Source organism: Bordetella tumbae (assembly GCF_965139195.1).
In the GTDB taxonomy this organism is placed as follows: Bacteria; Pseudomonadota; Gammaproteobacteria; order Burkholderiales; family Burkholderiaceae_B; genus Bordetella_A; species Bordetella_A tumbae.
Map to the genome: position 1 here is coordinate 728,717 of NZ_CBCSJH010000001.1, position 11,922 is coordinate 740,638.

An 11,922-nucleotide genomic window follows, 5' to 3' on the forward strand; every position below is an offset into this window, starting at 1 on the left:
TGAATACCATGACGAAAGCTTCTCCATGAACACCCAGGATCTCTTTTCTCTACGGGGGCGCACGGCATTGATCACCGGCGGCTCACGAGGCATCGGCCGCATGATCGCCGAAGGGTTTCTGGCCCAGGGTGCACGGGTGTACATCAGCGCTCGCAAGGCCGAGGCCTGTGATCTGGCAGCGCAGGAGCTGGCTAAGCACGGCCACTGTGTCTCGTTGCCCTATGACGTGTCCACGATCGCCGGCTGCGAGGCTTTGGCCGCTGCCTACGCTCAGCACGAACCCACGTTGGACATTCTGGTCAACAACGCCGGGGCGGCCTGGGGTGAAGACTTTGATGCCTTCCCCGAGAACGGTTGGGACAAGGTGGTGGACTTGAACCTGAAAACGCCCTTCTTTCTGACGAAGGCGCTGGCCGAACCGCTGCGCGCTGCGGCGCAAGCCCGTGTGGGGAAGGTCATCAACATCGCGTCGACCGATGGCATCGGGCTTAACCCCCAGGAAAACTATTCCTACGTCGCCAGCAAAGCGGGCCTGATCCACCTCACGCGGCGCATGGCGCTGCGTCTGGCCCAGGACAACATCGGGGTCAGTGGCATCGCGCCCGGCGCGTTTCCCTCCGAGATGAACCGCAACGCGCGCGACCACGGGGAGAAATTGTCTGAGCACATTCCCGCCAAGCGCATAGGCACGGCGGAAGACATCGCGGGCGCGGCCATCTTTCTGGCCTCGCGAGCCGGCGACTACGTGATGGGCGCCACCGTGGTGGTGGATGGCGGCGTGACCCACGCCCGCGCCTACAGATGAAAGCTTCAGGCAGATCGGGCGCGTTTCAACCGCCGGCCTGAAGCCGGTCGTTGATGTAGGTCGCAGGAGGCTTTCTAAACGCTTTCCTGAACATCGTGATAAAGGCAGAAGGCGACTCGTAGCCCAGGTCGTAGGCCACTTGCTGGACGGTCGCCCCACCAGACAGTTCCCGCAACGCCATGATCATGTGCAGTTGGCGTCGCTAGCACCCAAAACTCAGGCCGGTCAGTGATGTGCACAACCTGTTCAGTGTGCCCTGCCATGTACGGGATCATCTCGCTCAACATCGGGCTGATGCGCAAGGTGCACCAGTGCGAGGGCAGTGGAGCAGCGCGTTGCGGTGACGTCCCATTCAAAAGCCAGTCACCTGCTGCGCAGCTGATCTCTGCCTGGCGCACGAGTGCGCGTAATCGTGCTCAGTATGCTTCTTTGCCGTGCCCATCCATCTTGGCGAAAGCCTTGCGCAAGTTCTCCTGAACCTGTTCCGGTGTCAGGTCTTGTTTGTGCGTGACCAGCGACCAACGATGGACGACTGGGTCGGTCGGTGGCCGTAACGATTGCCTCAGAGCATGCCGACCGGCGGCACGGTCACATTGTCAGGAGTCTGCCTGAACACGCGAAGGTTGGTGGCTGCTTGGGATATGAGAGCGTCCATTCCATTGATTATGGGGAAGAACCTGAGTAACCGGGCCTGATAAGTGTTCATCCTCCGTTAATTGGGGAAAAGCTGATTATCATTTGTATGTGTATGGGCACAAATGGGTGACTCCACTATTTGAACAGACGTTCTGGCAAGCGGTTGCGGCGACTGTGCTGCTTGTCCCTGTTGCTTAGTATGTCGACGGGCGACTTCCGTCGGTTGTTCCAGTTCGCACGCTGGAGTGGAGGGTATTCGGGACCATCTTGAAAGCTTTGCCAAAATCATCGATAGAAGCTAATTTTTAATATGCCGCATACCATGACCGCAAATCACTGACGGGCCGCACGATGAGCGATAGCCGAGGGGCAAACTTTATCTTTCGAGTTCTCCGTTCTACATTGATTAATTTTGGAGATTTATGATGGCCATGCTGTCTGACGCCTCATTGCGCCATGCATTGGAGCCAGCGGTAGTTGTGATGAACGCCTTTAGAAAGGCCTCTAGTTGGCGGGCGGTCCATGCGGCGTGGGCCGCCTCGAAACGGCGCGACCGCTGGTGCTTTATAGGTCTTTCCGTGCTTTTTATCTCACTGGGCGTTGGTTGCGTATGGCTGAATGATCGTTGGCTGTTTGGATTGGCATTAATTTTTGGCGTGCTGGGAATTTGGATCTTTCGTTGTCGAGTTATTGATCGTCATCCTCTTCGCCACGCATATGGACAGCTAGATCGCTACTTCGGGCTGAATTATCGGTTTCGGCGCTATCTGATGTTTCGAGCTCAGTTGCAGAGCGAAGGGATAGACTTAAACACGATAGATAGAGTGAAGAGAATGCTAGTTATAGAGGCGAAACTGCACGAAAGTCGTAGGCCAAAACTGGATTCTGTGGCCGGCACGGTGGTTTCTTTTGTCGCAGGCTTATTGTTAGCCCTGAGTACCCAAGAATATTTGATGAAGTCCGGATGGACCCTACTTATTTTCGTCATTTGCATGGTTGCTTTGTATTTTTACGTTCTATGGAAGAGCATATTTCCGGGGCATCGGCATACCGAACAAGAGTTAGAATGTTTTCTGACTTGGCATGCAGAAGAGTTTGCTTTTGCAAAGCAGAACTAATCGCGAATTGGCGTCACGAGATTTGAAAAGTCGTCCGCTTGCGGTGCGAACGGTACAAGAAGCCTGAGCGGCTAGTGCGCCTTCTCATAGCATGTGAAGAGTGGCAGCATCATCGTGCCCCGGCCACACGGGGAACATTGCCCATAAACCGTAGCCAGCACGGCGAAACGCAAGCGATCAAGGATTCCGGACGATCAGAGTCCTCCAACCTGCTCACAGGCACCGCCCTTGAACGCTGAGCACGCCGTGGTACGGTGAATGACAAGGTAAGCCACCCCAACGCGCAGCAAAAGGGTGGTTAAAGCCCCTCGACAATAGCAGACCTCGTTCGACAAAGAATATCGTCGCATTATCGGCCACAATGATGTGATCGGGCAGGCGGATATGACGCTGGAGAATACAGTGATAAAGGACGCTCTGAACCGAGAATTCTAACGCCGCCGGCCACGCGAAAAGTGGCTTTTCTCGCTAGGCAACTGCCTTCTGATCTCGGTTTCAGATTCCATAGGTCGAAAAAAACAAAAGGCCGTCTCTGCAAATACAGAAACGGCCTTCGAAATTGGTGCCCGGGGCCGGAATCGAACCGGCACGCCTTGCGGCGGGGGATTTTCTTCCCACTTCGGCTTTCGCCGCCGACGCTCCGAAGAACGGCGTTCGTGGTCTGGAGCACGCCTTCACCATAGCATCGCGTATTACCGCTATGCCTTAGGTGCCCGCCGTCTGCTCTCTACACCTTCCGAGGAGCCTTTCGGCTCCAGGGCTTGGCTCGGTATTAGCTCGGACTGATCGTCCAGGGCCTTCGCCGAGTTTGACGGGCTTCACCTCTGGGGTTTCCCCCGGAGGGCTCAAATTTGGTCTGAGTCCCCTGCGTCTACCAATTTCACCACCCGGGCAAAATTGTGAAGCAGTCCTACTGCACTACCTCGTACTACTACCTACTAGGAGCCAGTACGAACTGGCTTGGCTCCTATTTGGCTCCTAGAGCAAAAAGCGAACTTTCTGTTCCGGCGCCAACAAATCCCTCAAATCCTTGCCCCATGCGGCTTGGCGAGCATTTGACTCATGTTGCAAATAGGTAGAAGTCCCTATTTTTGAGTCCCCTGCGTCTACCAATTTCACCACCCGGGCTAGGAGGTCGCGAGCAGTCTGATGACTTGCTGCGGGAGATGCGAAGACAGCGATTGTATGCTGTTTTTAAAAAAATGTCAGCTCGCCCCAATTCTCGTCAGCGAGACGTGAAACTCTTCGGCGCGCACTACGCAATATTCACCTCCACCTATGTCAAATATTCACAACAATCGCAATGGATCGTTGCTTGGCGCGTTATAAAGCCTACTTGGACGGCGAGGGCTCGCCATACATGCCCATAGACCGTCACGCCGTCAACAGAGGAAGCCTGAGTAATATGAAGCGCAGCAATTCGCCATCGATCTCGTCGCCGTGTCGGTTTTTGGCGGTGCTGGCGATAGTCATGCTGGGTGCCTGCTCATCAACCCCACCGACGCCCCCAACCTCTGGAAACACCGGCCCTGTAGCCTATCTAAAGGCAAACAACGGCACTAACAACACGCGTATCCCAGGCAGCCCCCGGTCTGTACTGGAGCTACATGTGATCGAGGGCCGTCACCACGTCGAGCCGGTCGCCCAATGCGACCAGATCTACACCGGTACGGCGTTGGGCGGCGGCACGGCGCGCGAACTGCAAGTCGTGCTGTGCGATGGTGACTGGAATAACGACGGGGAATACTGGCTGATCAGCGAGGCGGGCGTCGTCAGCGTGCGCCGTGTTTCTGCCGGCAACTATCAGCAGACCGTCTTGGAATACCGCCTGCGCGATACAAAGGCGCGCGCGATTGCCAAGAGGGATTAGCAATTCCTCCGTTCGCGGTTACGCCCGCTTTCTCTCAGGCAAGAACCAATTCATCACCAACGCGCAGATCCCGCCCGTAGCTACCCCAGACTCCAGCACACTGCTGAGCGCATGCGGCAGATGCGACAGGATCTCCGGCACCTGCGATACCCCCAGCCCCAGAGCCAGGGACACAGAGATGATCAACAACGCCCGGCGGTCCAGCTGAATACTCGCCAGGATATTGATCCCCGCCGCCGCGACGGCGCCGAACATCACCATGGCAGCACCACCCAACACCGGCTCAGGCACGGCTTGCAGCGCCCCAGCCACGGCAGGAAACAGCCCCAGCACGATCAGCATGCCGGCAATCCAGATCCCTACGTGTCGGCTGGCGATCCCCGTCAGTTGAATCACGCCGTTATTCTGCGCAAACACCGAGCTGGGAAAGGTGTTGAACACGCCCGCCAGCAGCGAATTCACGCCGTTGACCAGCACGCCGCCCTTGATTCGCTGCATCCACAGGGGACCTTCGACAGGCTGCTTGGAAACCTTGCTGGTGGCGGTGACGTCGCCGATCGCCTCGAGCGAAGTGACCAGATAGATGATCAACATGGGCACAAACAGCGACCACGAGAATCCCAATCCAAAATGCAGCGGCACCGGGATCTGGAACAGCGCAGCCTCGCGCGCGCCGGTGAAATCCAGCCGTCCCATGTAGGCGGCGGCGACGTAGCCGACGATCAGCGCGATGACCAGCGCCGTGCTGCGGATCCAGACGATGGGCAGGCGGTTCAGCAGGATGATGGTGCCCAGGACCAGGCCGGACAGGGTCAGGTTTTCCGCGCTGGCGAATGTGCCGTCCTTCATGGCGTTGTAGCCACCGCCCATGCTGATGAGGCCGACTTTGATGAGGGTCAGGCCGATCAACAGGACGACGATGCCGGTGACGAGCGGGGTGATCAGCCGTTTGACGAACGGCAGGATGCGGCTGATGAAGATCTCGACAAAGGATCCCGCGATGACGACGCCGAACATGGTGGCGAGCACCGTTTCGACCGGGGTGCCGGATTTGACCATGGCCGAGCCGGCGGTGATCAGGGGCACGACGAAGTTGAAACTCGTGCCCTGCACGATGAGCAGGCCCGCGCCCAGCGGGCCGAATCGGCGGCACTGGATATAGGTGGCGATGCCGGAGACGACCAGCGACATGGAGACGATCAGGGTGGTGTCGCGGACGCTGACGCCCAGGGCCTGGCAGATCAGCAGGCCAGGGGTGACGATGGGCACCAGGATGGCCAGCAGGTGCTGCAGGGCGGCGACAAAGGCGACTGGCGGCGCGGGACGGTCGTCGGGACCGTAGACCAGGTCGTGCGCAGGGACGTCGTCGTCCGCAGCGCTGTGAGGGGCGGTTTGGGTGAGAGAGGCAGGTTGCATGAGCGGGCGCCGGCCGGCTGGGGAAAATGGGAATGGGCAGGATTTTAGCGAGGCAGGGGGCGGTATGTCCGAGGGAATGCCTGTTTTTAGGGCTCGCAGGGCAGTTTTGCGTGGGAAAGATGCCGGAAAAACCACAAAAAGGCTCAAAAAAGGGCTGATTTAGAGGTCGGTCTCGCCCAGGCCCCGCCTGACGGCGGTCTTGAAACCCTGGCCATCACCCCCATATGGGTGGGGTTTCTCAGGTTTCGTCCTGGCGAATTGCGCGGATTTCCCGGTTTTTGGGCATCCGATCAGATTCGCAGGGCTGTCCAATTTTCCTCTCGTTTTTCTGACCTTTAAAACTATGAGCCAAACCGCCACGTCTTCCAATTCTGAAACCCTGGGGTTCCAGGCCGAGGTAAAGCAACTGCTGCACCTGATGATCCACTCGCTCTACAGCAACAAGGAAATTTTCCTGCGCGAGCTGGTTTCTAACGCGTCGGATGCCTGCGACAAGCTGCGTTTCGAGGCGATTGACCAGCCGGGGCTGCTGGATGGTGATAGTGAGCTGGCGATCCGGGTGGACTACGACAAGGACGCGCGCACGATCACGATCTCGGATAACGGGATCGGCCTGTCGCGCGACGAGGCGATCGCCAATCTGGGTACGATCGCACGCTCGGGTACGCGTGAGTTTTTCTCGCAATTGACCGGTGACAAGCAGAAAGACGCGCAACTGATTGGTCAGTTTGGCGTGGGCTTTTATTCGTCGTTCATCGTGGCGGACAAGGTCACGGTGGTCAGCCGTCGTGCGGGCAGCACCGACGCTATCCGTTGGGAATCCGACGGCCAGGGCGAGTTCAACATCGCCGCAGCGGAAAAATCCACGCGCGGCACGGACGTGACGCTGCATCTGCGCGAGGACGAAGACGAGCTGCTCAATGGCTGGAAACTGCGCGAGATCCTGCGCCGCTATTCCGACCATATCTCGCTGCCGATCCGCATGTTCAAGGAAGACTGGGATTCGGAAAAGAGCGCACAGGTAAAGACCGAAGAACTGGAAACGGTGAACCAGGCCAATGCGCTGTGGACGCGCAGCAAGGGCGATGTCACCGACGAACAGTATCGCGAGTTCTACAAGACGGTCTCGCATGACTATGACGACCCGCTGGCCTGGACGCACAATCGCGTCGAGGGGCGCAGCGAATACACGCAGCTGTTGTATGTGCCAAAGCACGCGCCGTTCGATCTGTGGGATCGTGATGGTCGTCGCGGTGTGAAGCTCTACGTCAAGCGCGTATTCATCATGGACGATGCAGAGCAACTGCTGCCGTCGTACCTGCGTTTTGTGCGTGGGGTGATTGACTCGGCGGATCTGCCGTTGAACGTGTCGCGCGAGATCTTGCAGGAAAGCCGTGATGTGCGTGCGATCCGTGAGGGCTCGGCGAAACGCATTCTGTCCTTGCTCGAAGATATGGCCGAGAACAAGGCCGAAGACTACGCGACGTTCTGGACGGAATTCGGCCAGGTGTTGAAGGAAGGCACGGGCGAGGACGCGGGCAATATCGAGCGTATTGCAAAGCTGCTGCGTTTCGCCTCGACGCACACGGGCGATGCGATCCAGAACGTGTCGTTTGCCGATTACGTGTCGCGCATGAAGGAAGGCCAGGACAAGATCTACTACGTCACGGCTGATACCTTTGCAGCGGCTAGCAACAGCCCGCATCTGGAGATTTTCCGCAAGAAGGGCATCGAGGTGCTGTTGTTGTCGGATCGCGTTGACGAGTGGATGTTGTCGTATCTGCGCGAGTTTGATGGTAAGTCGTTGGTGTCGGTGGCCAAAGGCGGTCTGGATCTGGCCGAGTTGGCGGACGAGGACGAGAAAAAGCACCAGGCCGAGGTCGAGGAAAACTTCAAGCCTTTGGTCGAGCGTTTGAAAGAGACGCTGGCGGATCAGGTAAAAGAGGTGCGCGTGACGCTGCGTCTGGTGGACTCGCCGGCGTGCGTGGTGGTGGGGCAGAACGAGCTCAGCCCGCATTTGCTGCGCATGCTAAAGGCCGCGGGCCAAGAGGCGCCGGATGTGAAGCCGGTGCTGGAGATCAATCCCGAACACGCCTTGATCACGCGTGTGCGTGATGCTGACGATAGCGAGTTCGAACAATGGGCTCGTCTGTTGTTGGATCAGGCGTTGTTGGCTGAAGGCGCGCAGATCGCGGATCCGGCGGCGTTTGTGAAGCGGTTGAATGCGTTGTTGTTGAAGTAAGTGGGCGGCCTCTGTTTTTGAAGCAGAGGCGCGTTAGCAAGGTCACCCCTATGTGGTTGGATGTGAATTCAATCGCATAGGGGTGTTTTGTTGTCGGCTCGTCCCAGGCATGGGGCGAATCTGAACGGCACGCTAGCCGCGAGTGAACAGTCGAGCCAACGACGCCGCGTATTTTTTAGTAGGGCCATCTTGTGGGAACGCTATCTCAGAAATAACGCAAGATGTCCACGGGATATTGTCGCGACCTATCGATGGACTTCAGTCCGAGTCGGGAAGTGCCGGCAACGGCAACAGCTGTTGTGAAATGCTGTTGAGCGCAGCCTCGAGTTGCGCGATGAGCGCCTGCGCAGCAGGAGACAGTGATCGATCGCGCCGATGAAGCACACCGATATAGCGCCGTGCTGATGCGTCTCCTAGGGGCACGCAGCATAGCCCCGTCAGATTCAATTCCGGCAATGCCATGCGTGGCAACACACTGACGCCTAATCCCTGGCGCACCATGCCCGCTGCTGTGCCCATGTTGGTGACGTCATAACGCAGTGCAGTGATGGCGGCGCCGACTTCCTCTCGCACGGCCCGGTCGAATTGTTGACGCGCGTTGGATCCCTGGGACAGCAGGATCAGGTCATATTGCAGCAGATCGCGCCAGTGCAGCATGCGAGTCGCATGGCCCAAGGGATGACCGGCAGGGAACACAGCACAAAAGCAGTCCTCCGCCAATGGAGTGAAGGTCAAATCGGGGGCGGGCTCTGACTGCGCAGCGACCGCAAACTCGATCTGGTTGGTGCGCAGCATGGCGAGCAATTCGTCGTTGTGGGCCTCGACGACTCTCACCTTTAACGCTGGGTGCACCTGACGCAAGGTCCCCACGGCGGTAGGCAGCAAGGTCAATGCGGTCGAGGGCAGGGCGCCCAATGCAACGTTGCCCCGTCGTACGGCAGCGAGGTCTGCCAGGCTGCGGTAGGCCTCCTCCAGGTCGGCAATGGGGCGTTGAATGCGTGAATAGAAATCTTCACCGGCCGAGGTCAGGCTGATGGCGCGCGTGGTGCGCTCGAACAGGCGCAGGCCGAGGACTTCTTCCAGGTCCTGGATCAGTGCGGTGAACGACGGCTGCGTGACGCCCAGTTGATTGGCCGCATGGGTGAACGAGCCGGTGTGTATGGCCAGCAAAAAGGCTTTGAGAGGGCGGTATTTGATATTTATAGCCATGAGCTAATAATAGGGTAAAAATATCTATTTGTGTCTAATAATTGATCGGCTCATGATGACGTCACCGAAGAACTCTCGGATTCAAAGACGTTATGGACGCATCAAGCCACAAGCCTTTTCGGCTGGGCGCCAATTGGCGCCGTAGCCAGGACGGCGACGCCGTCATCACCTCCATCAATCCCGCCGACGGCAGTATTGCCGGCATCGTGACACGCGCATTGCCGCGAGACGTAGACACGGCTGTCGAGATTGCGCGGGACGCTTTTTTGCATAAGCCCTGGCGCAAGCTGCGCCCGGATCAGCGCGCGGCCACCTTGTATGAGATCGGCCGGCGTCTGTCGGCAGAGCGAGAGCCGCTCGCACGTCTGCAAATGCAGGATAGCGGCAAGCCCTGGAAAGAATGCCTGAATATGGTCGACAGTGCGGCCGGGCATTTTCGTTATTACGCCGCTGTGTGCGAGACATGGCAGAACGAGATGACCTCGCCACGTGGGGAATATTTTTCCATGGCACTGGCCGAGCCATTTGGCGTGGTCGCGGCGATTACGCCGTGGAATTCTCCGATCATGAATGAGGCGCAAAAGGTTGCGCCTGCGTTGGCGGCGGGTAATGCGGTACTGGTCAAGCCCTCTGAGGAAACGCCGCAACTGGCGCTGGAATTGGCCCGCATCTGCGACGAGGCCGGATTGCCGGAAGGTCTGGTGACGGTGTTGCCGGGACATGGCGAGGATGTGGGCGCGGCGCTGGTCAAGCATCCTGGTGTACGCATGGTGTCGTTCACAGGGGGGACCGAGACAGGGCGCGCGATTGGCGCGATTGCCGGTCAGCGGTTGATCCCTGTCGGGCTCGAGCTCGGCGGAAAGTCTCCGCATATTGTGTTTGACGATGCCGATCTGGATCGTGCTGTCGCGGGCGTGATCTCGGGGATTTTTGGCTCTGCGGGGCAGAGTTGTGTGGCGGGCTCACGCCTGTTTGTGCAGAAGTCTATCTACAAGCAGTTCATGGAAACGCTGGTGGCTCGCACACAGCAGTTGCGCGTGGGTCTGCCCGACGATCCGGCTACGCAGATGGGGCCGTTGGTATCGCGTGCGCATCGGGACAAGGTCGCAGGCTATGTGGATATCGGGCGCGCAGAAGGCGGCCGCGTATTGGTCGGTGGATCTGTGCCGGATCGTGCCGAGCTTGCGAATGGCTGGTTTTATCTGCCTACCGTGATCGATGGGCTGGGTAACAAGGCTCGTGTGTGCCAAGAGGAAATCTTTGGCCCGGTACTGGTTGCGTTGCCGTTCGAGGATGAGGGCGATGTGATTCAGCAGGCTAATGACACGCCCTTTGGACTGGGCGCCGGCATGTGGACCGGTGACTACGCTCGCGCATGGCGCGTGGCGCGCGAGATCGAGGCGGGCTCGGTCTGGATCAATACATACAAGCAATCGCATATCGCAACGCCGTTTGGTGGGTTCAAAGACAGCGGCATCGGACGCGAGAAAGGCCTGCATGGTCTGCGCCTGTATAGCCAGATCAAGAGCTTGTACTGGGGCATGCACGAAAAACCTATGGGACTGTAAAGAAAATGAGTACTGAAAAAAAGAACGCCGCGTTGTCGTTGGCGGATTCGCGTATTTTGATTGCTGGTGCGGCCAGCTTGGTGGGCTCGCACACTGCGGATGCGTTGTTGGAGGCCGGAGTAAAGGAAGTCATTCTGCTGGATAACTTCGCGTTTGGCACGCCGGAGGCTATCGCGCATCTGCAAGACAATCCTCGTGTGAAACTGGTGCGTGGCGATTTGATGCGCCTGCCGGATTTGTTGGCTGCCACTGAGGGCGTTGATGGGGTGCTGCATCTGGCGGCCTATATGACGCTGGGATTTGCGCAGACGCCTTGGCAGGCGGTGGACGTGAACGTGCGTGGCGCGCAAAACATGTTGGAAGCGTGCCGCGCCAACAAGGTGAAAAAGATCGTCTTTGCATCGTCCAATGCCGTTTATGGCTATGGCACAGGCATTGTCGGCGCGTTGGAGGAAACGGGACCGTTCCATTCGGTGGGGGCGCCTCCCGCGGCGATTCTGTATGGCGCGTCCAAGATCATGGGCGAACAGCTATGCCGTCAGTACTATCAAAAGGCTGGTCTGGATTACGTGGTGCTTCGTTATTCCACGGTCTATGGTGAACGGCAACACTATCGCGCCGCGAATTCTCTCTACATCATGGAGACCTATGATCGCGTGCGCAAAGGCGAGCGTCCCGTGCTGCCGGGTGATGGTACTGATACCAAGCATTTTGTGCATGTCTCCGATGTTGCGCGTGCCAACGTCGCTGCATTTCAGAGCCCGGCGACGGATGTGGCGGTGAATGTGTCGGGGCCCGAGCCTATTACGACGGGTGAGTTGGTGCGTCTGGTGCTGGACTATTGCAAGAGCGATCTGCAACCTGAAATCAAACCGGATCCCCCCGGCACGGTGCGTCTGACTTCGGGCGGTGCGTTTCATATTCCGCACGATCTGGCAGGCCAGCATATCGGCTGGCAGCCCAAGGTCGGTATGGCCGAGGGTGTCGCCAGGTTGCTGGCTTGGCGTGAGGCGCAGGAGTCTCGCTAGCGTTGTGCCCTAATTCTTATTCATAATCAG

The 11,922-nt window shown here is 58.2% G+C and carries 9 protein-coding genes; 6 read left to right on the forward strand and 3 right to left on the reverse strand.

The features are described from left to right. The first annotated feature begins 25 nt into the window (after window positions 1-25). Window positions 26-805, forward strand: coding sequence for an SDR family oxidoreductase (locus tag ACNA0J_RS03490; RefSeq protein WP_415816414.1), 780 nt, complete (start codon window positions 26-28; stop codon window positions 803-805). Window positions 806-830: 25 nt separating this feature from the next. Here the strand turns inward: ACNA0J_RS03490 and ACNA0J_RS03495 are convergent, their stop codons facing one another. Next, complete coding sequence (locus tag ACNA0J_RS03495) at window positions 831-992, reverse strand: helix-turn-helix domain-containing protein (protein ID WP_415816416.1); 162 nt, start codon at window positions 990-992, stop codon at window positions 831-833. Window positions 993-1,863: 871 nt separating this feature from the next. On the opposite strand from ACNA0J_RS03495, the gene ACNA0J_RS03500 reads away from it, so the two are divergent. Together ACNA0J_RS03500 and ACNA0J_RS03505 are read left to right on the forward strand one after the other, a co-directional pair. Beyond that, on the forward strand, window positions 1,864-2,559 hold the full coding sequence (locus tag ACNA0J_RS03500) for a hypothetical protein (protein ID WP_415816418.1): 696 nt from the start codon (window positions 1,864-1,866) through the stop codon (window positions 2,557-2,559). Between the two features lie 1,405 nt (window positions 2,560-3,964). Beyond that, on the forward strand, window positions 3,965-4,429 hold the full coding sequence (locus tag ACNA0J_RS03505) for a hypothetical protein (protein WP_415816420.1): 465 nt from the start codon (window positions 3,965-3,967) through the stop codon (window positions 4,427-4,429). Between the two features lie 18 nt (window positions 4,430-4,447). Here ACNA0J_RS03505 and ACNA0J_RS03510 read toward each other — a convergent pair whose 3' ends face one another. Further along, window positions 4,448-5,845 (reverse strand): uracil-xanthine permease family protein, encoded by a 1,398-nt coding sequence (locus ACNA0J_RS03510; RefSeq protein ID WP_415816422.1) that lies wholly within the window; start codon window positions 5,843-5,845, stop codon window positions 4,448-4,450. Between the two features lie 343 nt (window positions 5,846-6,188). On the opposite strand from ACNA0J_RS03510, the gene htpG reads away from it, so the two are divergent. Then, complete coding sequence (gene htpG, locus ACNA0J_RS03515; protein WP_415816424.1) at window positions 6,189-8,087, forward strand: molecular chaperone HtpG; 1,899 nt, start codon at window positions 6,189-6,191, stop codon at window positions 8,085-8,087. Between the two features lie 258 nt (window positions 8,088-8,345). Here htpG and ACNA0J_RS03520 read toward each other — a convergent pair whose 3' ends face one another. Beyond that, window positions 8,346-9,296, reverse strand: coding sequence for a LysR family transcriptional regulator (locus ACNA0J_RS03520; RefSeq protein WP_415816426.1), 951 nt, complete (start codon window positions 9,294-9,296; stop codon window positions 8,346-8,348). Window positions 9,297-9,388: 92 nt separating this feature from the next. Between ACNA0J_RS03520 and ACNA0J_RS03525 the strand changes: the two genes are divergently transcribed. Together ACNA0J_RS03525 and ACNA0J_RS03530 are read left to right on the forward strand one after the other, a co-directional pair. Further along, window positions 9,389-10,864 carry an aldehyde dehydrogenase gene (locus ACNA0J_RS03525; protein WP_415816428.1) on the forward strand — a complete coding sequence of 492 codons (1,476 nt, stop codon included), beginning with the start codon at window positions 9,389-9,391 and terminating at the stop codon, window positions 10,862-10,864. 5 nt (window positions 10,865-10,869) lie between these two features. After that, window positions 10,870-11,892 carry an NAD-dependent epimerase/dehydratase family protein gene (locus ACNA0J_RS03530; protein ID WP_415816430.1) on the forward strand — a complete coding sequence of 341 codons (1,023 nt, stop codon included), beginning with the start codon at window positions 10,870-10,872 and terminating at the stop codon, window positions 11,890-11,892. Window positions 11,893-11,922: the final 30 nt, after the last annotated feature.